At 71.5% G+C, this 20,437-nt stretch carries 20 protein-coding genes; 6 read left to right on the plus strand and 14 right to left on the minus strand.

The genetic code is table 11. The features are described from left to right. Positions 1-51: 51 nt before the first annotated feature. Both ABZ714_RS31220 and ABZ714_RS31225 read right to left on the minus strand, forming a co-directional pair. Positions 52-852 carry a methionine ABC transporter permease gene (locus ABZ714_RS31220; protein ID WP_358828714.1) on the minus strand — a complete coding sequence of 267 codons (801 nt, stop codon included), beginning with the start codon at positions 850-852 and terminating at the stop codon, positions 52-54. Next, the gene (locus ABZ714_RS31225; protein WP_358828715.1) at positions 849-1,964 is read right to left on the minus strand and encodes an ATP-binding cassette domain-containing protein; all 1,116 of its coding nucleotides are present in this window, start codon (positions 1,962-1,964) and stop codon (positions 849-851) included. The genes ABZ714_RS31220 and ABZ714_RS31225 overlap by 4 nt, the downstream gene beginning before the upstream one ends. A 750-nt stretch (positions 1,965-2,714) precedes the next feature. Here ABZ714_RS31225 and ABZ714_RS31230 point away from each other — a divergent pair. Together ABZ714_RS31230 and ABZ714_RS31235 are read left to right on the plus strand one after the other, a co-directional pair. After that, positions 2,715-3,074, plus strand: coding sequence for a hypothetical protein (locus ABZ714_RS31230; RefSeq protein ID WP_358828716.1), 360 nt, complete (start codon positions 2,715-2,717; stop codon positions 3,072-3,074). Positions 3,075-3,076: 2 nt separating this feature from the next. Next, entirely contained in the window at positions 3,077-3,574 is a 498-nt protein-coding gene (locus ABZ714_RS31235) for a hypothetical protein (protein WP_358828717.1), read from the plus strand. A gap of 131 nt (positions 3,575-3,705) precedes the next feature. Here the strand turns inward: ABZ714_RS31235 and ABZ714_RS31240 are convergent, their stop codons facing one another. The 3 genes from ABZ714_RS31240 to ABZ714_RS31250 form a co-directional block, all read right to left on the minus strand. Then, complete coding sequence (locus ABZ714_RS31240) at positions 3,706-4,209, minus strand: GNAT family N-acetyltransferase (RefSeq protein WP_358828718.1); 504 nt, start codon at positions 4,207-4,209, stop codon at positions 3,706-3,708. Positions 4,210-4,260: 51 nt separating this feature from the next. Further along, complete coding sequence (locus tag ABZ714_RS31245; protein WP_358828719.1) at positions 4,261-4,857, minus strand: sigma-70 family RNA polymerase sigma factor; 597 nt, start codon at positions 4,855-4,857, stop codon at positions 4,261-4,263. Between the two features lie 178 nt (positions 4,858-5,035). Next, positions 5,036-6,253 (minus strand): glycerophosphodiester phosphodiesterase, encoded by a 1,218-nt coding sequence (locus ABZ714_RS31250; protein WP_358828720.1) that lies wholly within the window; start codon positions 6,251-6,253, stop codon positions 5,036-5,038. A gap of 333 nt (positions 6,254-6,586) precedes the next feature. On the opposite strand from ABZ714_RS31250, the gene ABZ714_RS31255 reads away from it, so the two are divergent. After that, a complete protein-coding gene (locus tag ABZ714_RS31255; RefSeq protein ID WP_358828743.1) occupies positions 6,587-7,297 on the plus strand; it encodes a lysophospholipid acyltransferase family protein in 711 nt (236 codons plus the stop codon). Positions 7,298-7,381: 84 nt separating this feature from the next. On the opposite strand, the gene ABZ714_RS31260 is transcribed toward ABZ714_RS31255, so the two are convergent. Both ABZ714_RS31260 and ABZ714_RS31265 read right to left on the minus strand, forming a co-directional pair. Continuing rightward, positions 7,382-8,929 (minus strand): MFS transporter, encoded by a 1,548-nt coding sequence (locus ABZ714_RS31260; protein ID WP_358828721.1) that lies wholly within the window; start codon positions 8,927-8,929, stop codon positions 7,382-7,384. Next, the gene (locus tag ABZ714_RS31265; RefSeq protein WP_358828722.1) at positions 8,926-9,480 is read right to left on the minus strand and encodes a helix-turn-helix domain-containing protein; all 555 of its coding nucleotides are present in this window, start codon (positions 9,478-9,480) and stop codon (positions 8,926-8,928) included. The genes ABZ714_RS31260 and ABZ714_RS31265 overlap by 4 nt, the downstream gene beginning before the upstream one ends. Positions 9,481-9,570: 90 nt before the next feature. On the opposite strand from ABZ714_RS31265, the gene ABZ714_RS31270 reads away from it, so the two are divergent. After that, positions 9,571-10,077: an HAD domain-containing protein gene (locus tag ABZ714_RS31270; RefSeq protein ID WP_358828723.1), complete on the plus strand. Its 507-nt coding sequence runs from the start codon at positions 9,571-9,573 to the stop codon at positions 10,075-10,077. An 83-nt stretch (positions 10,078-10,160) separates the two neighbouring features. On the opposite strand, the gene argH is transcribed toward ABZ714_RS31270, so the two are convergent. Both argH and ABZ714_RS31280 read right to left on the minus strand, forming a co-directional pair. Further along, complete coding sequence (argH, locus tag ABZ714_RS31275) at positions 10,161-11,591, minus strand: argininosuccinate lyase (protein ID WP_358828724.1); 1,431 nt, start codon at positions 11,589-11,591, stop codon at positions 10,161-10,163. 115 nt (positions 11,592-11,706) lie between these two features. Then, positions 11,707-12,903: an argininosuccinate synthase gene (locus ABZ714_RS31280; RefSeq protein ID WP_358828725.1), complete on the minus strand. Its 1,197-nt coding sequence runs from the start codon at positions 12,901-12,903 to the stop codon at positions 11,707-11,709. Between the two features lie 144 nt (positions 12,904-13,047). On the opposite strand from ABZ714_RS31280, the gene ABZ714_RS31285 reads away from it, so the two are divergent. Next, positions 13,048-13,815 carry a L,D-transpeptidase family protein gene (locus ABZ714_RS31285; RefSeq protein WP_358828726.1) on the plus strand — a complete coding sequence of 256 codons (768 nt, stop codon included), beginning with the start codon at positions 13,048-13,050 and terminating at the stop codon, positions 13,813-13,815. A gap of 45 nt (positions 13,816-13,860) precedes the next feature. Here ABZ714_RS31285 and ABZ714_RS31290 read toward each other — a convergent pair whose 3' ends face one another. The 5 genes from ABZ714_RS31290 to argC all read right to left on the minus strand — a co-directional run bounded on the left by ABZ714_RS31290 (position 13,861) and on the right by argC (position 18,834). Further along, positions 13,861-14,394: an arginine repressor gene (locus tag ABZ714_RS31290; protein ID WP_358828744.1), complete on the minus strand. Its 534-nt coding sequence runs from the start codon at positions 14,392-14,394 to the stop codon at positions 13,861-13,863. A 64-nt stretch (positions 14,395-14,458) separates the two neighbouring features. Continuing rightward, entirely contained in the window at positions 14,459-15,649 is a 1,191-nt protein-coding gene (locus ABZ714_RS31295; RefSeq protein ID WP_358828727.1) for an acetylornithine transaminase, read from the minus strand. Next, positions 15,646-16,596, minus strand: a complete 951-nt coding sequence (gene argB / locus ABZ714_RS31300; RefSeq protein WP_358828728.1) for an acetylglutamate kinase — start codon at positions 16,594-16,596, stop codon at positions 15,646-15,648. The genes ABZ714_RS31295 and argB overlap by 4 nt, the downstream gene beginning before the upstream one ends. Next, on the minus strand, positions 16,593-17,744 hold the full coding sequence (gene argJ, locus ABZ714_RS31305; RefSeq protein ID WP_358828729.1) for a bifunctional glutamate N-acetyltransferase/amino-acid acetyltransferase ArgJ: 1,152 nt from the start codon (positions 17,742-17,744) through the stop codon (positions 16,593-16,595). The genes argB and argJ overlap by 4 nt, the downstream gene beginning before the upstream one ends. Before the next feature lie 61 nt (positions 17,745-17,805). Continuing rightward, positions 17,806-18,834, minus strand: a complete 1,029-nt coding sequence (gene argC, locus ABZ714_RS31310) for an N-acetyl-gamma-glutamyl-phosphate reductase (protein ID WP_358828730.1) — start codon at positions 18,832-18,834, stop codon at positions 17,806-17,808. 139 nt (positions 18,835-18,973) lie between these two features. Between argC and ABZ714_RS31315 the strand changes: the two genes are divergently transcribed. Then, on the plus strand, positions 18,974-20,362 hold the full coding sequence (locus tag ABZ714_RS31315; protein ID WP_358828731.1) for an SMI1/KNR4 family protein: 1,389 nt from the start codon (positions 18,974-18,976) through the stop codon (positions 20,360-20,362). Positions 20,363-20,437 lie beyond the last annotated feature (75 nt).

Here is a 20,437-nt window from a genome sequence, read left to right on the forward strand (position 1 = left end):
TAGCCGGGGGGGGCTGGGCGGCCCGGCCGGGCGGCGCGCGCGGGCGTAGGGTCAGTCGGCCTTCAGGGGGCGGGCGGGGGCGGTCGCGGCGGCGGCGCCGGTGGCGTCGAGCGCGGCCGTGGTGTTCCCGACCGCCAGTGCGTCGGCGGTCCGGCCGGACCTCAGCAGCCGCAGCCGGGGGGCGGGGCCGCCGCGCCCGCGCCGGTGCAGGCTGCGGGCCGCGTAGTCCCCGGCGAACTGGAGGGCGGCGATGGCGACGGCCAGCACGGCCACCGTGATCCACATCATCTGGGGGTCGAAGCGCTGATAGCCGTAGCGGATGGCGATATCGCCGAGTCCGCCCGCGCCGACCGTTCCGGCCATGGCCGAGTAGCCGATCAGGGCGACGACCGTGGTGGTGGCCCCGGCGATCAGGGACGGCAGCGACTCGGGTACGAGGACCTTGCGGACCACGGTCCAGGTGCCGCCGCCCATCGACTGCACGGCCTCCACCAGCCCGCCGTCGACCTCGCGGACCGAGGTCTCCACCAGCCGGGCGAAGAACGGGATGGCACCGATCGCCAGCGGGACGATCGCGCCCTCACGGCCGATGGTGGTGCCGGTGATCGCCCGGGTGAAGGGCATCAGGGCGACCAGCAGGATGATGAACGGCATCGAGCGGGTGACGTTGACGATCTGGCCGACCACCTTGTTGACCACCGTATTGGCCAGCAGGCCGCCCTTGTCCGTGAGGACGAGGAGGATGCCCAGCGGCAGTCCGGCGACCACGGCGATCAGGGCGGACCAGCCGACCATGTAGAGCGTGTCCCAGCTCGCCTGCTCCAGCAGCGGCTGCATCTCGGACCAGGTCACTGGGCACCGTCCTTCACCAGGTTCGGACCGGAGGCGGACACTTCGGACGCGACGGCTGAATCGGGGCCCGCGGCGGGCGCGGGCACGGCTGCCGTGGCGGCCGGCGCGGGGTCGTCCGCGGCGTCGACCTGGAGGCCCTGTTCGCGCAGGAAGCCGATGGGGACCACGTTCTCCTCGTACCGGCCGGGCAGCTCGATCCGCATCCGGCCGGCCTGCTTGCCGCCCACGGTGTCCATGGCGGCGCCGAGGATCGAGATGTCGATGTTGTACGTCCGCGAGAGCTGCGAGATCACCGGCCGGGTGGCCGCGTCCCCGTGGAAGGTGACGTCGACGACCGTCCGGTCGTCGCCGGAGGCCCGGCCGCTGACCGGGAAGAGCGCCGCCGCCAGCTGCGAGCCGGGAGTGGCCAGCAGCTCGCTCACGGTGCCCGATTCGACGATCCGGCCGCGCTCCATCAGCGCCGCCGAGTCGCAGACCGACTTCACCACGTCCATCTCATGGGTGATCAGCAGCACCGTCAGTCCGAGCCGCTGGTTGAGATCGCGCAGCAGCTGGAGGATCGAGCGGGTGGTCTCCGGGTCGAGGGCGCTGGTGGCCTCGTCGGAGAGGAGCACCTTGGGGTCGCCGGCCAGAGCGCGGGCGATTCCGACCCGCTGCTTCTGGCCGCCGGAGAGCTGGCCGGGGTAGGAGCGGGCCTTGTCGGCGAGGCCGACCAGGTCGAGGAGTTCCAGCGCCTTGCGCTCGCGCTCCCGGCCGGAGAGTCCGAGGATCTCCAGCGGCAGTTCGACATTGCTCCGCACGGTCCGCGACGAGAGCAGGTTGAAGTGCTGGAAGACCATGCCGATCCGGCTGCGGGCGGCGCGCAGCTCGCGTCCGGCGCGGGGGCCCCGGCCGGCCAGCGCCGTCAGCTCCGTCCCGTCCACGGTCACGGTGCCGGAGGTGGGGCGCTCCAGCAGATTGACGCAGCGGATGAGGGACGACTTGCCCGCGCCGCTCTGGCCGATGACGCCGTAGACCTCGCCCTCCCGGACGTGGAGATCGACGCCGTCCAGGGCGGTGATCTCGCGTCCTCGCGAGCGGTAGACCTTGGTCAGGCCCGTTGTGGTGATCACTGGGTTCGTCCGTCACTGTCGAGTGCGCGGCAAGGTCGTCGCCGGGCACGGGATTTCGTCGTCGATCCGTCGGACCGGGTCGGTCCACCGCGAACCGGTGCGGTGCGGTGGCCGTTCCTCAGGGCGCCGCCGCGTCCGGCCGCACTCCGGCCCGTCCCGGTCTCCCGGGTCGGTGACCCGGGCAGGGGGCGGCGGTGGCACGGTGGTGGTCGCGGGGTGCGCGGGGCAGCTTCGGTCCGTTGGTGCGGACACCGTCGGCTGCGCGGTCTCTCACTTCGGGGCGCGAGGTACGGTCGGGGGCCCTCAGAAGGCGCACATTCGACACAGACAACGAGCACCGGGCGTGGTGTCCGCCTCGGTCGCAGGGCTGCGGTAGCTCGTCGTGGTCATGGCGGTAAGTAAACCAGACCCCCTTCCGGGAACAACCCCTCCGTCCGAATAGCGGACATCCGTTTCTTTCCCGTCGGACACCCGCACCTCCCGGCCGGACCCCCGAATCCGGCACTGACCTGCGACAACACCAAGGGGCACGGATCCCGGCGACCCGGCCGGGGCGGGCCCTCGCGGCCGGATCCTGTGGCCAAGGACACGATCGGAATGCGGCCGGTACGACGGCGGGACGGGACGGGACCGGAGGCGGCGCGGTACGGGAGCGGCGGCCTCGCGACGCGGGCCCGGGGGCGGAACCGGGACGGTACGGGCCCGGGGGCGCCCGCCGCGGGCCCCGCCCGCCGTAATACGCTCGGGGCCATGCTCGACGCCCTCACGGTCGCGATCTCCGTCACCGCACTCGCCCTCGCCGCCTGGTGCGGTTACGCCGCCTACCGGGACCAGCCCACGAAGGACTGGCACTTCATCGGGATGGCCGTGGTGACGCTGCTGGCCCTGGCGCAGCTGGTGGTGGGAATCGTCCGGCTGGCGGGCGGGGACGACGCGGGCCGGGGCACCACGATCTTCGTCGCGTATCTGATCGGCGCCTTCGCGACCGTGCCGTCGGCGGGCGTGCTGTCACTGGCCGAGCGGACCCGCTGGGGTTCGGCGACCGTAGCGGCCGGAGCGGTCGTCCTCGCGGTGCTCGAGGTCCGGCTCTACGACATCTGGGGAGGCTGACGATGACCGAGCCCATCGCGGACCGGGCCGACGCGGCGACCGGCACCGCACCGGGCACCGCCCCCGGCCCGGCGACGGCCCCGGCCGACACCCGGCTCGTCCGGGGTCCCGGACTGCTGCTGGTCTGGCTCTACGGCGTGATGTCCGTCGGCGCGGTCTCCCGCTCCGTGCTGCACATCGTCACCGACTTCGACGAGGCCCCGCTGGCCCACGGCCTGTCGGCCTTCGCCGCCGTCGTCTACGTCTTCATCACCTACACCCTCGTCCGGGGCGGCGAGACGGCCCGCAAGGCCGGACTGGTCTGCTGCGCGGCCGAGCTGGCGGGCGTACTGATCGTCGGCACCTGGACGCTGGTGGACCCGTCCGCCTTCCCGGACTCCACGGTCTGGTCGGGGTACGGCTGGGGCTATGTCTTCCTGCCCGTCCTGCTGCCGGTCACCGGCCTGCTGTGGCTGCGCCGTTCGCGGACCCCCGCACCGGCCGCGGCCTCCGCCGTCTGAGGGCGCGTACGGCCTCCGGCGGGCACGGCGAAGGGCCGTGATCCGTCCGGCGGCACGTACCACCGCCGGACGGCATCCCCGGGGCCCGGACACGACGGGCCGGGCCGGGGACGTCACGCGCGGACCGGCCGTCAGGCGCTGGTGACGAACGCCCCCGCCGCGGCCTCCTTCTCCAGCCGCACCAGGGTGAGCCGGGGGCCGATCTCCTCGCGGGCCACCGGCACATAGCCGTGGCTGCGGTAGAGCGCCAGATTGCCCTCGCTCCGGTGCCCGGTGAAGAGCTGGTACTTCCGCGCCGCGGGCTCCCCCGCGAAATGCGCCTCGATCGCCGCCAGCAGCCGTCCGCCCAGACCGTGCCGCCGCATCCTCGGATGGACGATCAGCTTGGCGATCAGCGCCGTACCCGCGTCGTCGATCCGGCCGCGTACCGATGCCACCACCTCGTCGCCGAGCCTCGCGACCAGCGCGTGCCCCTCGGCGATCTCGGCGCGCAGGGCGTCCAGCGACTGGGTGAGCGGTTCGATGGCGTAGTCGCCGTACAGCTCCGCCTCGGACTGGTAGCAGAGGTACTGGAGCTTGAGGATCTGCTCCGCGTCCGGCGCCGTCGCCGCTGAGATGGTCACGCTCATGCCCATGCGCGCATGCCTCCCGCTCACCTTTTCCCCGGGGTTGTCCGACGGGGCCGTTTAACGCTCCATTCCCCCATGTTCAGGAGACGCAACCTCCGCCGCGAGCATTCTGCGCAGACATCCCAGGCATCGGGAACGCTTCGGCCCTAGACTGCCCTGTGAGATATTCAACTCTCCTGCGATTTCACGGTATGTGGGGTCTTGCGATGACAACATCGCAGAAAGCAGCCGTGGACAGTCACCCGGAGTACGGGCTACCGCCGCCCGGACCGCCCCGGCCGTCAGCGCCCGCAGCGCCGCCGACTCCGTACCCTCCGCCGGATCGGCCGCCCGGTCGGCGGTGAGCGCCCGCTCCCGGACGGCGCGCCGCCGGACCCGCCGGACCTCGGCCCGGACCGCGGCCCGCACCCAGCCCACCGGGTCGCCGGGCGGCCCGGTACCCGCCAGCCGCTCGAACAGCCGCACCCAGACCGCCTGTTCCAGATCCCCGGGGTCGACGGCCGCGCCGGGCGCCTCGGCACCGGCCTCCGCCGCCAGCAGCGGTCCCAGGGCTCCGACCGCCGCCCGCCCGGCGTCGTACCCGGTCTCGTGCCTCGGCCGCCGGAAGCCGTCCGGAGCCGGTTCCCCGGTCGGTTCCGAAGTCGGTGGTGTCATGCCCGGCGCAACGCGCCGCCGCCCGGTCGCGTTGCCGGACGGCGGCGGCTTCACTCGTACGGGGCACCGTACCGGCGCCCGTCCCCCACGCCCCGGCCGGCGCCCCGCCGCTTCCGGTGGTCCCTCCCCTGCCGGGCGGCCGGTCCCGGGACCCGCAGCCCGCCAGTCGCGCCGCCCGTCAGTCCCGGCGGACGTCCGCCGCGGCCAGCAGGCCCGTGTCCGGATGGTCGGTGAAGATGCCGTCGATCCCGGTGGCGAAGTAGGCGCGGTAGGCGCCGAACACATCCCCGTACCCGTTCGGCCCGGCCCCCGGGACACCGTCACGGTCCCGCCGGAAGTCGGCGGGGAGGAAGGTGTTCTCGTTGCGCAGGGTGTACGGGTGCAGGATCAGGCCCTGCCGGTGCGCGTCCCGGACCAGACCGGTCGGAGTGCCGAGCCGCCCGTCCGGACCCTTCGGAATGACCAGATCCAGCGTCGGGCCGATGCCCTGGGCGTACGAGGCGATCCAGCGCAGCCCCGCCGGGGTGATCAGATCGGCCACCGTCCGGGGGTCACCGGCCTCCACGAAGTCCCACGGCCGGGTCGAGGCCCCGGAGAGCAGCACCACCCGGGGCGCGTCGACCAGTTCGGCCAGCCGCCGCATACTGCCCGGCTCGAAGGACTGGAGGAAGACCGGCGAGTCCCGGCGGTCCCGCCCGTACCGGCGCAGCAGCCGGGCCAGCGGCTCCTCCGGGCCGAGACCGAGCTTCCGGAAGTACGTCGGGTGCTTGGTCTCGGCATGCAGCCAGACCGGGCGGCCCCGGCGGCGGCCCTCCCGCTCGGCCCACTGGAGCACCTCCTCGAAGGTCGGCACCCGCCAGCGGCCGTCGTACAGCGTGTTGTCGGGGCGGACGCCCGGAATCCGCTCGGTGGCGCGCAGCGTCCGCAGTTCGGCCAGGGTGAAGTCCTCGGTGAACCAGCCCGTGACGGTGGTGCCGTCGATGGTCTTGGTGGTCCGCCGGGCGGCGAACCGGGGGTGGTCGGCGACGTCCGTGGTGCCGGTGATGTCGTTCTCGTGCCGGCAGACGAGATGGCCGTCCCGGGTCGGCACCAGATCCTGCTCGATCACATGCGCCCCCAGGTCGAGGGCGAGCTGATAGGCGCCGATCGTGTGCTCGGGCCGATAGCCGCTGGCGCCCCGGTGGGCGATCACCGTGGGGTACGGCAGGGCCCGGTAGCCGCCCCCGCCGCCCCGGCCGCGGCCCTGCCCGCCGGGGCCGCGCGCGGCCCCGCCGGCAGCCGCCCGCGCCGGGGCGGCCGTACCGCCCGCCCCGGCCGCCGCGGCGCCGATGGCCGCCGCGCCCAGGACCGTACGCCGTCCGGGGCGGGTCTCCACTTTCTCCGGCCTCGATGTCATCGGCAGTCCTCCCTTGTCATCCACTGTCATCCGCCGCGTTCCGACTGCTCACCGGCTCTCTCCGGCGGCCCGACGCTAGGGACCGGGCCCGTCCGGGCGGAGGATCCCCGGCGAACAGCGGCCGAACACCTGTCAACGGGGTGTATCGGCCCGTGTCGAGTCCGTGAACCCGACGTGCGGCGGGGGCCGCGCCGCGAGTATCGTCCTCACCTGCGCGGACCGCGCCGAACCCGGCGCCGCGGCGCGACCGGGTCGGCGGAAACCACCGCCCCGGCACCGGAACCACCCGTTCCGACCGCGCGCCGAACCACCGCCCGACCCGTACCGCCCCAGATCCGACACCGAACAAGGTCACCGCCGGAGGACCCGTTGTCCCGCTTGTCGCTCATCAAGGCCGTCCTCGGACCGTTCCTGCGCCTGATGTTCCGGCCGCGTGTGGAAGGCGCCGACAACATCCCCGGATCCGGCCCGGTCATTCTGGCCGGAAACCATCTGACCTTCATCGACTCGATGGTGCTGCCGCTGGTCTGCTCCCGGCCGGTCTACTTCATCGGCAAGGACGAGTACGTCACCGGAAAGGGTGTCAAGGGTCGGCTGATGGCGTGGTTCTTCACCGGCGTCGGCATGGTCCCCGTCGACCGGGACGGCGCCAACGGCGGGGTCGCCGCCCTCAACACCGGCCGCAGGCTGCTCGAACAGGGCAAGGTCTTCGGTATCTACCCCGAGGGCACCCGCTCCCCCGACGGCCGTCTCTACCGGGGACGGCCCGGGATCGCCCGGCTGACCCTGATGACCGGCGCCCCGGTCGTCCCCTTCGCGATCATCGGGACCGACAAGCTCCAGCCCGGCGGCGCCGGACTGCCCAGGCCCGGCCGGGTGACCGTCCGCTTCGGCTCGGCGATGGAGTTCTCCCGCTACGAGGGCATGGACCGGGACCGCTACGTCCTGCGGGCCGTCACCGACTCGGTGATGGCCGAGGTGATGGCGCTCTCCGGCCAGGAGTACGTCGACATCTACGCCACGAAGGCGAAGAAGGCCGCCTGAACCGCCGATACGGGATACGGCGAGGGCCGGGACCCCGGGGTCCCGGCCCTCCTCGTATCGTCACGCCGTCATGCCGTCATGCCGTCACGGGTGCTCGACACCGTCTTCCAGACGCTGGCCCCGCAGCAGGAACCAGGCCGCGACGGCCGTGATGAAGAGCACCACCGAACCGACCGTGCCCGCCAGATGGAAACCGTCCGTGAAGGCGCTCCGCGCGGCCTCCAGCAGCGCCGCGCCCTGCTCCTGCGGCAGCGCCGCCGTTGCCTCCATCGCACCGCCCAGGGACTCCCTGGCCCCCTCCACCGCTTCGGCGGGCACCCCCTGCGGAGCGGTGAAGTCCCGGTACACCCCGGTCAGGATCGACCCCAGTACGGCGATACCGAGCGCCGCGCCCAGTTCGTACGCCGTCTCCGACACCGCGGACGCGGCACCGGCCTGCTCCTTCGGCACGCTGGAGAGAATCAGATCCGCGGTCACGGCGAAGGCGAACCCGGCCCCGAGACCGCCGACGAAGAGGGCCACGCCGATCGCCGGGGCGGCGGTCTGCGCGGTCAGTACCGTCGTACCCGCCAGGCCCGCGCCGACCGCCGCCAGACCGCCCGCCACGGTCCCCCGGACCGAGAACCGACGGGCCACGAAGCCGGCCAGCAGACCGGCTCCCACCGCGCCGATGGCCGCGGGCAGTTCGATCAGACCGGCCTCCAGCGGCGAACGGCCCTGGACCAGCTGAAGGAACTGCGAGAGGAAGAAGACCAGCCCGGAGAGGCCGAGAATGGTCAGCAGATCCGCCACCACGGCGGCGGAGAAGCCCCGGTTGCGGAAGAGCCTGACGTCCAGCAGCGGCGACGGCAGGGTCAGCTGACGGCGGACGAACCACACCAGGGCGGTGGCCCCGACCGTCCCCGCGAGCAGCGCGCCCGCGGCGAAGCCGTGCACCGCCAGCTCCTTGATCGCATAGACCACGGCGACCAGACCGACCAGGGAGAGGACCACACTGATCGGATCCCAGGGGCCCGGATTCGGATTGCGGGACTCCGGCAGCAGCTTGATCCCGACGACCACCAGCAGCGCCATCACCGGCAGGTTGATCAGAAAGACGGAACCCCACCAGTAGTGCTCCAGCAGGACACCGCCGACCAGCGGGCCGAGCGCGGCACCCGCGGACGCCGCGGCGCCCCAGATACCGACCGCGAGGCTCCGCTCCCGGGGGTCGTGGAAGAGATTCCGGATCAGGGCGAGGGTCGAGGGCATCAGGGTCGCACCGGCGACACCCAGCAGGGCCCGGGCGAGAATCATCATCTCCGGGCTGGAGGCATAGGCGTTGAGCAGGGAGACGGCGCCGAACGCCACCGCACCCGTCAGCAGCAGCTTCTTCCGGCCGATCCGGTCACCGAGGCTGCCCATGGTGATCAGCAGACCGGCGATGACGAAGGAGTAGACGTCGCCGATCCACAACAGCTGGGTACCCGAAGGCCGCAGATCCTCACTCAGGTAAGGTGTCGCCAGCCCCAGCACGGTAGCGTCGACCGCGACCAGCAGGACGGCCAGTACCAGTACGGCGAGCGCGAGCCAGCGGCCCGGCGCCCGTACGGCCTCCTCCTCCGTCTTCGTCAGCCGAGTCGTACCGGTCATTTCTCCATGCTCCGTCGAATGGCACCGCCGAGCAGCAGCTCGGCGATCACGAATGAATAGTCGTTGGCGGCGATCCGCCCCGACTGGACGGCCCAGGCGCCCGAGCTGATCAGCCCGAACAGGGCCTCGGTGATCCAGACCGCGGTCAGATCGATCCGGAAGGCGCCCTCGTCCTGGCCGCGCTGGACCAGGGCCAGGATGCGCCGCTCCGCGCGATCCCAGCCCTCGTGCACCACCTCGCCCTCGAAGAGCTGGTTCTCGGTGATCAGAAAGGCCAGCAGGGGCGCACACCGCTCGGACTCGTCGATCAGCCGGCGCAGTGCGTCGGCCGCACCGCCCTCGTCCGGCCGGGCGGCGTCGAGGGCGGTCTCCAGCTCATGGAGCCCGTACTCCTCCAGCGCCCGGACCAGGGCGTCCCGTCCGGCGAAATGCCGGTGCAGGGTGGCCCGCCCGATACCCGCGGCGCGCGCGACCTCGTCCATGGTCGCGCTCCCCTTACGGGAGAGAAGGGCGGCCGCGGCGCGCAGCACCTGCTCACGATCGACAGTCATGAGACAAACCTAACCGAGATGAGACACGGATGTCTCATTCGATATGCCGATGACCCACGCCAGGGGATCGTTCTTTGGAAGGATGCGCCGATGAGGCCACTGTTGTTGATCGATGTCGACGGCCCGCTCAATCCCTACGGCGGCAAGCCGGAGCGCCGCCCGGAGGGCTATACGACCCATCGGATGCGGCCGGACGGCTGGTCGGGAGGCAAACCGCTCCGGGTCTGGCTCTGCCCGGAGCACGGCGAAGAGCTGACGGCGCTGGCGGAGGTCTTCGATCTGGTCTGGGCGACGACCTGGAAGGGGGAGGCGAACCGTTGGATATCGCCGGTGCTGGGGCTGCCGGAGTTGCCGTTCATCGACTGGCCGGTGATGCACGGGGCGGCACCGCGCGGCACCTTCTGGAAGACGCAGTACATCCTCGACTTCGCGGCGGGGCGGCCGTTCGCCTGGGTGGATGACGACATCACGGAGCTGGACCGGGAGTTTGTGGCCCAACGGCATCTGGCCGCCGCCCTCTTGCTCGGGATCGACCATCGGATCGGGCTGACCCGACCTGATTTCGATGCCCTGGCGGAGTGGGCGACGGCGCTGTAGTCGATGGCTGCTGCTGTACGCATCACAGGCCATACGCGCCTCGGGGGCGATGGCGTCCGTGCCATCGCCCCGGAGTGGTGGTGTTATGCGTCCTTGGCGGTGGCCCAGCCGTGCTGGATCGCCAGATCGGCCTTGACCTCGGCGAGCTGTACGGCGACGGCGGAGGGCGCGGTACCGCCCCGGCCGTTGCGGGAGGCGAGTGCGCCGGGGACCTGGAGCACATCGCGGACTTCCGGCGTCAGATGCTCGGAGATCTTGGCGAACTGCTCATCGGTGAGCTGATCCAGCTCGATTCCCAGCGTCTCGCACTCCTTGACGCACTCCCCCGCCACCTCATGGGCGACCCGGAACGGTACGCCCTGCCGGACCAGCCACTCCGCGATATCGGTGGCCAGGGAGAATCCGGCGGGCGCCAGCTCCTCCATCCTCTCCCGATGGATGGTGAGGGTGGCCATCATCCCGGTGAAGGCGGGGAGCAGCACCTCAAGCGTGTCGCAGGAGTCGAAGACTGGCTCCTTGTCCTCCTGCAGATCACGGTTGTAGGCCAGGGGCAGCGCCTTGAGGGTGGCCATCAGCCCGGTGAGATTGCCGATCAGCCGACCGGACTTGCCGCGCGCCAGCTCGGCGATGTCCGGGTTCTTCTTCTGCGGCATGATCGAGGAGCCGGTGGAGAAGGCGTCATGGAGGGTGACGAAGGAGAATTCCTTGGTGTTCCAGATGATGATCTCTTCGGCGATTCTGGAGAGATTGACCCCGATCATCGCCGTGATGAAGGCGAATTCGGCGACGAAGTCCCGAGATGCCGTGCCGTCGATGGAGTTTCCGGCGGAGCCCCGTTCGAAGCCGAGGTCGGCGGCGACGGCCTCGGGGTCGAGCCCGAGGGAGGAGCCCGCCAGCGCACCGGAGCCGTAGGGCGAGACCGCCGTACGCTCGTCCCACTGCCGCAGTCGCTCGGCGTCCCGGGAGAGGGATTGCACATGGGCGAGGACATGGTGGGCGAAGAGCACCGGCTGGGCGTGCTGGAGATGGGTCCGGCCCGGCATGGCCACATCGGGGTGGGCCTCGGCGAGGCCGACCAGGGCGTCCTGGAGTTCGGCGATCAGGCCGCCGACGATCCGGGCGTGGTCCCTGAGGTACATCCGGAAGAGGGTGGCCACCTGGTCGTTGCGGGAGCGGCCGGCCCGCAGCTTGCCGCCGAGGTCGGGGCCGAGTCGCTCCAGCAGCCCCCGCTCCAGCGCCGTATGGACGTCCTCGTCGGCGACGGTCCCGGTGAAGCTGCCGTCGGCGACATCCGCTTCGAGCTGGTCGAGTCCGGCGATCATCCGGGTCAGCTCGTCTTCGGTGAGCAGCCCCGCCTTGTGCAGCACTCGGGCGTGGGCGCGGGATCCGGCGATGTCATAGGGCGCGAGCCGCCAGTCGAAGTGGACGGAGGCGGAGAGCTTGGCCAGCGCCTCGGCCGGGCCGTCGGCAAATCGGCCGCCCCAGAGCCGGACATCACCGTTGTTGCTGCTCACAGCTGATACTCCTCTGCCGGATGGCGGGCTCCGCACCTCTGTGGCAAGGGTGGCGGGCCGGGTGGAACGGTGCGAGCCGACGGCCCGGACGAGCCGTCGGCGTCCGCGTCTACGGTCAGGCGTTCAGATCGCGCCGGGCGGCGATCTTCGCCGAGAGGCTGAAGATATCGATAAAGCCCTGGGCCTTGGACTGGTCGAAGGTGTCACCGGAGTCATAGGTGGCGAGGTTGAAGTCGTAGAGCGACTCCTCGGACTTCCGGCCGGTGACCACGGCCCGGCCGCCGTGGAGGGTCATCCGGACGTCGCCGGTGACATGCTCATTGGCCTCATTGATAAAGCCGTCCAGGGCGCGCTTCAGCGGGGAGAACCAGAGGCCGTCGTAGACCAGCTCGCCCCAGCGCTGCTCGACCTGCCGCTTGTAGCGGGCCAGCTCGCGCTCGACGGTGACGTTCTCCAGCTCCTGGTGGGCGGTGATCAGGGCGATGGCGCCGGGGGCCTCGTAGACCTCCCGGGACTTGATACCGACCAGCCGGTCCTCGACCATGTCGATCCGGCCGATGCCCTGGGCTCCGGCCCGCTCGTTGAGCTGCTGGATGGCCTGGAGGACCGTGACCGGCTTGCCGTCGACGGCGACCGGGACACCCTGCTTGAAGGAGATGACGACCTCATCGGCCTCACGGGGCTCCGCGGGGTTGGAGGTGTACTCGTAGATGTCCTCGATCGGCGCGTTCCAGATGTCCTCCAGGAAGCCGGTCTCGACGGCCCGCCCGAAGACGTTCTGGTCGATGGAGTACGGCGACTTCTTGGTGGTGGCGATCGGGAGCTGCTTCTCCTCGCAGAAGGCGATCGCCTTGTCACGGGTCATGGCGTAGTCCCGGACGGGCGCGATGCACTTGAGGTCGGGGCCGAGCGCCGTGATCCCGGCCTCGAACCGCACCTGGTCGTTCCCCTTGCCGGTGCAGCCATGGGCCACGATGCCCGCGTTGTGCTTACGGGCGGCGGCCACCAGGTGCTTGACGATGATCGGCCGGGAGAGCGCCGAGACCAGCGGATAGCGGTCCATGTAGAGGGCGTTGGCCTTGATCGCCGGAAGGCAGTACTCGTCGGCGAACTCGTCCCGCGCGTCGGCGACCTCGGCCTCGACCGCTCCGCAGGCGAGCGCGCGCTTGCGGATGACGTCGAGGTCTTCGCCGCCCTGGCCGACGTCCACGGCGACGGCGATGACCTCCGCGCCCGTCTCCTCGGCGATCCAGCCGATGGCGACGGAGGTGTCCAGACCGCCCGAATAGGCGAGTACGACGCGCTCGGTCACGGGGTTCTCCTTACGATGCATTCGGTGATGGCATAAGTATGCATGGCTCCGCATGGTTCGTCAATGCCCTCGAACGGGGGACGCGGATCCGGACGGAGCAGTAGCGGGGGCGGGGGTCGGCGGGGGTGCGTACGGTCGGGAGCCATGCGCCGTCATCTCGTCCAGCTCGCCGTTCTGTCGCTGGTCGCGGCCGCCTCGACGGCGGTCGCGCCTCCGGCCGGCGCGGTTTCCGCGCCCCGTCCGGGCCAGGGGCCGGTTTCGGCCACGGCGCCGGATCCGCAGGTGCCGCTGCCGGAGCTGATGGCGGACACCGGTGGTGGCTCCCAGCTGATCACCGCGGTGGCTCCGGAGGCGGGGGCCACCACCGGCCGGGTGGTGTGGTGGGAGCGCGCCCCGGACGGCCGGTGGGCCGAGGCCGGTTCGGCGCCCGCGCGGTTCGGGGCGAACGGTCTGGTGGCGGGCGGCAAGCGGGTCCAGGGCACCTCGACCACCCCGGCCGGTCTCTACGACCTGCCGTACGCGTTCGGCATCGCGGCCGCGCCGGTGGGAGCGGCGATCGCCTACCGTCCGGTGACGGACCGCTCGTGGTGGTGCCAGGACAATGACTCGGCCTCGTACAACCGCTGGGTGGAGGGGCTGCCGGCGGACTGCCGGGCGGTGGAGGCGGAGCATCTGGTGGAGTACGGCACGCAGTACGCGCATGCTCTGGTGACGGGATTCAACTACGACCGTCCGGTGCGGGGCCGGGGCGCCGGGATCTTTCTCCATGTGAACGGGGCGGGGCCGACGGCGGGCTGTGTCTCGGTTCCGGCGGACGCCATGGCCCGGATTCTGGCCTGGGTGGATCCGGAGCGGAGTCCGCATATCGCGATCGGAACGGAGTCGGGGCCCCTGGCCGTCGGACGCGGGTGAGCGTCGGACGGCCGGGGCCCCGGTCCGCTTTTCCTCCGGTGCGGGTCAGCGTTCCCGTTGGGCGAGCCTCAGCAGATGGTCGGCGAGTGCCTGCCCTCCGGTGGGGTCGCGGCTGATCAGCATCAGTGTGTCGTCCCCGGCGATGGTGCCGAGGATGTCGTGGAGTTCGGCCTGGTCGATGGCCGAGGCGAGGAACTGGGCCGCTCCCGGGGGTGTCCGGAGGACCACCAGATTGGCGGATGCCTCGGCGGAGATCAGCAGCTCGGCGGAGAGCCGGCGCATTCGCTCCTCCTTGGCGGACTCTCCCAGGGGAGCCTGGGGGGTCCGGAAACCGCCTTCACTGGGCACGGCGTAGATCAGCTCGCCGCCGGTGTTGCGGATCTTCACGGCGCCCAGTTCGTCGAGGTCCCGGGAGAGGGTGGCCTGGGTGACGCTGAGTCCGTTGTCCGCGAGCAGCTTGGCGAGCTGGCTCTGGGAGCGCACCGGCTGGCGGTTGAGGATGTCGACAATCCGCCGGTGGCGGGCCATCCGGGTCTGCGGCACGGCGGGCCCGGCGGCGTCGCCCAACTGTCCGGCCATGGCGGCCGCCTGGGCGTCGCGTGCGTCCTGTGCGGCTCTGTCTCGCGCCTCGGTCATCGCGTCTTCATTCCCCGTTCGGTCCTTCCGCCTCGTCCAGCACGCCGGGCAGTGCCCGGAGGAGGGCGTCCACCGCCTCCTCTCCGATGTTCAGTGGCGGCATCAGCCGTACGACATCGGGGGCGGGGACGTTGATCAGGAACCCGGCGCGCTGAGCCGCCTGCTGCACTCGGGATGCGAGGGGCTCGTTGAGCACGATACCCAGCAGCAGGCCGGCTCCGCGGACATGGGAGACCAGTGGGTGGTTCAGCGATTCGACGGTATCGCGGATCTTCTCGCCCAGCCGCTTGACCTCGTCGAGCAGCCCTTCTGCGGCAATGGTGTCCAGGACGGCGAGTCCGGCGGCGCAGGCGACGGGGTTGCCGCCGAAGGTGGTGCCGTGCTGACCGGGCTTCAGCAGGTCGGCGGCGGGGCCGAAGGCGAGGGCGGCGCCCAGGGGCAGTCCGCCGCCGAGGGCTTTGGCGAGGGTGACCACATCGGCTTCGACGCCTTCGGCCTGGGCGGCGAACCAGTGGCCGGTCCGGCCGATGCCGGTCTGGACCTCGTCGAGGACGAGGAGGGTGCCGGTGGCGCGGGTGATCTCCCGGGCGGCGGTCAGATAGCCCTTGGGCGGGGTGACCACTCCGTTCTCGCCCTGAATGGGCTCGATGATCACCAGGGCGGTCTCCTCGGTGACGGCGGCCCGTAGCGCTTCGGCGTCTCCGTAGGGGACATGGGTGACATCGCCGGGGAGGGGCAGGAAGGGTTCCTGCTTGGCGGGCTGGCCGGTGAGGGCGAGGGCGCCCATGGTGCGGCCGTGGAAGCCGCCCCGGGTGGCGACCATATGGCGGCGGCCGGTGAGCCGGCCGATTTTGAAGGCGGCTTCATTGGCTTCGGCGCCGGAGTTGCAGAAGAAGACCCGTCCGGAGCGGCCGGAGAGCTGGAGCAGCCGTTCGGCGAGGGCGACGGCGGGCTCGGAGATATAGAGGTTGGAGATATGGCCGAGGGCGGAGATCTGCCGGGTGACGGCTTCGACGACGGCGGGGTGGGCGTGGCCGAGGGCGTTGACCGCGATACCGCCGACGAAGTCGGTGTAGACGGTGCCGTCGGGGTCGTAGAGCGTGGCGCCCTGGCCCCGGCTGAGGGCGAGGCCGGGGGTGCCGTAGTTGTCGGCCATCACATCACGCCACCGCTGGACGTGTTCTTCGTTGGCGGTCATTCGCCGTCATCCCCCTTGTCATCGGTGGCCTTGCCTTCGGTGGCGTGACCCGGCCGGGTCACGCCGTCGGGCAGGACCATGGTGCCGATCCCCTCGTCGGTGAAGATCTCCAGCAGGATGGAGTGCGGGACGCGGCCGTCGATGACGCGCGCGGTCTGTACCCCATTGCGGACGGCGTGGAGGCAGCCCTCCATTTTGGGGACCATGCCACTGGAGAGGTCGGGCAGCAGTTTCTCCAGTTCGGTGGCGCTGAGCCGGCTGATCACCTCGTCGCTGTGGGGCCAGTCCACATAGAGCCCCTCGACGTCGGTGAGGACCATCAGCGTCTCCGCGCCAAGCGCCGCAGCGAGTGCCGCAGCCGCCGTATCAGCATTGACGTTGTAGACATGTCCGTCGTCCTCCGCGCGGGCGATCGACGAGACGACGGGGATCCGGCCGTTCGCCAGGAGGGCTTCGACGACTCCCGTGTCGATCGCGCTGATCTCGCCGACCCTGCCGATGTCGACCAGTTCTCCGTCGATGGTCGGCAGGTGTTTGGTGGCGGTTATCGTGTGGGCGTCCTCGCCGGTGATACCGACGGCGAGCGGCCCGTGTTCATTGAGCAGTCCGACGAGTTCCCGCTGGACCTGGCCCGCGAGGACCATCCGGACCACGTCCATGGCTTCGGGGCTGGTGACGCGCAGTCCGGCCTTGAACTCGCTGTCGAGGCCGTGTTTGTCGAGTTGGGCGCTGATCTGGGGGCCGCCGCCGTGGACGACGACGGGCTTGAGTCCGGCGCGGTGGAGGAAGACCACGTCCTGGGCGAAGGCGGCCTTGAGGTCTTCGTCGACCATGGCGTTGCCGCCGAATTTGATGACGACGGTCTTCCCGTTGTGCCGGGTGAGCCAGGGCAGCGCCTCGATGAGGATGCGGGCCTTGGGGAGCGCGGTGTGCTTCCGGGTGCTCATGAGCTGTAGGCGCTGTTCTCGTGGACGTAGTCGGCGGTGAGGTCGTTGGTCCAGATCACGGCTTGCTCGGAGCCGGCGGAGAGATCGGCGGTGATGGTGACCTCGCGATAGCGCATATCGACCAGTTCGCGGTCTTCGCCGACAGAGCCGTTCTTGCAGACCCAGATGCCGTTGATGGCGACATTGAGCTGGTCGGGGTCGAAGACGGCGCCGGTGGTGCCGATGGCCGAGAGCACCCGGCCCCAGTTGGGATCTTCGCCGTGGATGGCGCACTTGAGGAGGTTGTTACGGGCGATGGACCGGCCGACCTCGACGGCGTCGGTCTCGGTGGCGGCGCCGACGACCTCGATCCGGATGTCCTTGGAGGCGCCTTCGGCATCGCCGATGAGCTGGCGGGCGAGGTCGTCGCAGACGGCCCGGACCCCGGCAGTGAACTCCTGCTCTCCGGGGGTGGTGCCCGAGGCGCCGGAGGCGAGCAGCAGCACGGTGTCGTTGGTGGACATACAGCCGTCGGAGTCCACCCGGTCGAAGGTGGTCCGGGTGGACTCGCGCAGGGCGCGGTCCAGGGCTTCGGAGTCCAGATCGGCGTCGGTGGTGAGGACGACGAGCATGGTGGCGAGGCCGGGGGCGAGCATGCCCGCGCCCTTGGCCATTCCGCCGACGGTCCAGCCGTCGCCGCGGTGGACGGCGGTCTTGTGGACGGTGTCGGTGGTCTTGATGGCGATGGCGGCCTTCTCACCGCCGTCTTCGGTGAGCCGGGCGGCGGCGGCGGCGATACCGGCGAGCAGCTTCTCCATCGGCAGCAGGATGCCGATCAGGCCGGTGGAGGCGACCGCGATCTCTCCGGCGCTCTCCCCGAGGACCTCGGCGACCTTCTCCGCGGTGGCGTGGGTGTCCTGGAAGCCCTTGGGGCCGGTGCAGGCGTTGGCCCCGCCGGAGTTGAGGACGACGGCGGCGACCGTGCCGCCCTTCAGTACCTGCTCGGACCAGAGGACGGGAGCGGCCTTGACCCGGTTGGCGGTGAAGACACCGGCGGCGGAGCGCCGGGGGCCGGTGTTGACGACGAGGGCCAGATCGGGGTTGCCGTTCTCCTTGATTCCTGCCGCGATGCCCGCGGCGGTGAACCCTTGCGCTGCGGTGACACTCACTGGGTCTCCTCTGTGGCGGCGGTGGCCGCTGACGTGTTCCTGGGTGCGGACGCGCTGTTCCTCATGGGGCGACGCCGATCGTGGAGAGACCGGTCTCCTCCGGCAGTCCGAGGGCGATGTTCATGCTCTGGACGGCGCCGCCCGCGGTGCCCTTGGCGAGGTTGTCGATGGCGCTGATGGCGATCACCCGCCGGGCCGCTTCGTCGTACGCGACCTGGATCTGAACGGCGTTGGATCCGTAGACGGAGGCGGTCGCGGGCCACTGCCCCTCGGGCAGGAGGTGGACGAAGGGCTCGTCGGCGAATGCCTTGGTGTAAGCCGTCCGGACGTCGTCGGCGGTCGTGCCGTCGACCGCCCGGGCGGAGCATGTCGCGAGAATGCCCCGGGCCATGGGCGCGAGGGTCGGGGTGAAGGAGACGGTGACGGGCTTCCCGGCGACCCCGCTCAGATTCTGGATCATCTCGGGGGTATGGCGGTGTCCGCCGCCGACCCCGTAGGGACTCATGGAGCCCATGACCTCGGATCCCAGCAGATGCGGTTTGGGCGCCTTGCCCGCGCCCGAGGTGCCTGACGCGGCGGTGATCACGGCCTCGGGCTCGACCAGTCCGGCCTCGTACGCCGGGAAGAGGGCGAGGGAGACCGCGGTCGGATAGCACCCGGGCACGGCGATCCGCCTGGCCCCGGCCAGCGCCTGCCGGGCACCGGGCAGCTCGGGCAGCCCGTACGGCCAGGTCCCCGCGTGCGCGGAGCCGTAGAACCGCTCCCAGTCGTCGGCGGACCGCAGCCGGAAATCGGCCCCCATGTCGATCACGAGCGCCTCGTCACCGAGCCGCTCCGCGACGGCGGCTGACTGGCCGTGCGGCAGGGCGAGGAAGACGACGTCGTGGCCCGCGAGCACTTCCGCGGTCGTCTCCTGGAGTATCCGTCCGGCCAGCGGCACGAGATGCGGCTGCACCGTGCCCAGCGCCTGCCCGGCGTTCGAATGCCCTGTGAGAGCACCCAGCTCGACCCCGGGGTGTCCGAGCAGCAGACGGAGCAATTCCCCGCCCGCATAGCCACTGGCACCCGCAACCGCTACCCGAACCACCATCGAAAGCCTCCTCGCCGATGGCATGACTATACGCAGGCTCGCACGTTTATGCAATCACTCGAACGGTGTACCCGCTGGTCGGCGGCGTCGGCGGACCGTGGCCGGGTCGGGCGTCAGTGGCGGCGGATACCGTCGGCGCATGATCGATGACCGTACCTCCGCGCAGTCGATACACACCTTCGCGACCTGGGAGCCCGTCCTGCGGCTGCTCAGGGCCGACCGCGTCGAGCGGTACGGCACGGCGGCGGGCGGCGCGATCGGCCGGATCGGCCGGGGCGGGTGGAGCCTCGGCCTGGCGGGGCGGGGCCGGAGGAGGCCGCGGGAGGTCTTCGAGCGGGAGGTGGAGGCGGTTCTGCGCGTCCGGGAAGCGCTGGAGGAGGCCGGGACGGGCTCGGTCGCGTTCGCGGCGGAGTTCGCGCCGTCGGGGGCGGTGGCGCTGCGGCTGCTGGAGCCGAGCCCCGCCGTGGAACCCGGGATCGGCGGACCGAGCCCCGGGGCGCTGATGCTGGTGGAGGGCGCGGTTCCCGAGCCCTGGCGGCGGCTGCCCGCGCCCGTGCCGGGGGTGGCGCCCGCCCCCTCGGCGGATCCCGGGGAGCTGGGGCGGATGCTGCGGGAGCGGCTGCCCGGGGCCGTCGGGGCGACGGAGGGGGAGCTGGCCGCGGCCGAGCGGCGGCTGGGCGTGGAGCTGCCCGCCGAGCTGAAGGCGCTCTACCGGGTCACCCGGGGGCGGTGGGAGGACCGGCCGTACGACCCGGAGGCGGCGCGCCGGGAGGCCCGCGCGGTGGGCTGCGAGCTGCTCCCGCCGGACGATCTCTACATCGCCGACGCCGCGTCGCGCCCGGCGCCCTGGGGGCACGCGGCGCTGGAGGCGGTCGTCACCCCGCCCGGCGCCGCCGTCCAGGGGCTGGTGGGCTCGCCGGGCTGGCTCGCCTTCGGGGACAACGGCGGCGGCGACCGGCTGGCGGTCGATCTGACGCCCGGCCCCGGTGGTCACCTCGGCCAGATCATCCGGATCAGCCATGAGGAGTATCTGGGTGCCGACCTCGTGGCCGCGAGCCTGACGGATCTGGTGGCGGGGCGGCTCTCGGCGGAGAGGCACCTCAGGGGCGAGGTCCCGGCGGTGGCCCGGGTCAACAACGTGTGCCTGCGAAGCGTCGGGGCGGGCGCCCGGCCCGAGCTGGAGGTGCTGTCCATCGGGGTCCGGGACGGTCCGCCGCTGAGCCTCGCCCCGGTGACGGGGCTGCCCCGGCTGCGCACCCTCACCGCCGCCGCGGGGACGCTGGCCGATCCGCTGGAGATCGCCCGGATCCCCGCCCTGGAGTACCTCGAGATCGGCCCCGACGACTGGCGGGTACTGCTCGACGCGGGCGCGGTGCCCCGTACCCTCTCGGCGGCCGCCGTCGACGTGCCGGCCTACCCCGCCGATCTGCGGGCCGTGGTGTCCCTGGTCAACGAGATCCTGGCGCTGTGGGACCGTCCGCCGATCACGGAGACGCTCGTCGAGGGGGAGTTGGGGGCGGAGGCGTAGCGCCGTACGGCCCGGACCGGTGTCGCGCTACGTCATCAATTCGTGTCAATGCGTGAGCGGTTGGGCGTGGGCCGG

The sequence above is a fragment of the Streptomyces sp. NPDC006798 genome, assembly GCF_040635975.1.
Classification (GTDB): Bacteria; Actinomycetota; Actinomycetes; order Streptomycetales; family Streptomycetaceae; genus Streptomyces.

Bases quoted from the DNA above. Each gene is read 5' to 3' on its own strand.
- ABZ714_RS31230 (WP_358828716.1), top strand. From the start codon at position 2,715: ATGCTCGACGCCCTCACGGTCGCGATCTCCGTCACCGCACTCGCCCTC.
- argB (WP_358828728.1), bottom strand. From the start codon at position 16,596: ATGAGCACCCGGAAGCACACCGCGCTCCCCAAGGCCCGCATCCTCATC.
- ABZ714_RS31290 (WP_358828744.1), bottom strand. From the start codon at position 14,394: ATGGCCGGACAGTTGGGCGACGCCGCCGGGCCCGCCGTGCCGCAGACC.
- ABZ714_RS31295 (WP_358828727.1), bottom strand. From the start codon at position 15,649: ATGACCGCCAACGAAGAACACGTCCAGCGGTGGCGTGATGTGATGGCC.
- ABZ714_RS31270 (WP_358828723.1), top strand. From the start codon at position 9,571: ATGAGGCCACTGTTGTTGATCGATGTCGACGGCCCGCTCAATCCCTAC.
- ABZ714_RS31265 (WP_358828722.1), bottom strand. From the start codon at position 9,480: ATGACTGTCGATCGTGAGCAGGTGCTGCGCGCCGCGGCCGCCCTTCTC.
- ABZ714_RS31285 (WP_358828726.1), top strand. From the start codon at position 13,048: ATGCGCCGTCATCTCGTCCAGCTCGCCGTTCTGTCGCTGGTCGCGGCC.
- argC (WP_358828730.1), bottom strand. From the start codon at position 18,834: ATGGTGGTTCGGGTAGCGGTTGCGGGTGCCAGTGGCTATGCGGGCGGG.
- ABZ714_RS31315 (WP_358828731.1), top strand. From the start codon at position 18,974: ATGATCGATGACCGTACCTCCGCGCAGTCGATACACACCTTCGCGACC.
- ABZ714_RS31240 (WP_358828718.1), bottom strand. From the start codon at position 4,209: ATGGGCATGAGCGTGACCATCTCAGCGGCGACGGCGCCGGACGCGGAG.
- ABZ714_RS31260 (WP_358828721.1), bottom strand. From the start codon at position 8,929: ATGACCGGTACGACTCGGCTGACGAAGACGGAGGAGGAGGCCGTACGG.
- ABZ714_RS31250 (WP_358828720.1), bottom strand. From the start codon at position 6,253: ATGACATCGAGGCCGGAGAAAGTGGAGACCCGCCCCGGACGGCGTACG.
- ABZ714_RS31235 (WP_358828717.1), top strand. From the start codon at position 3,077: ATGACCGAGCCCATCGCGGACCGGGCCGACGCGGCGACCGGCACCGCA.
- ABZ714_RS31245 (WP_358828719.1), bottom strand. From the start codon at position 4,857: ATGACACCACCGACTTCGGAACCGACCGGGGAACCGGCTCCGGACGGC.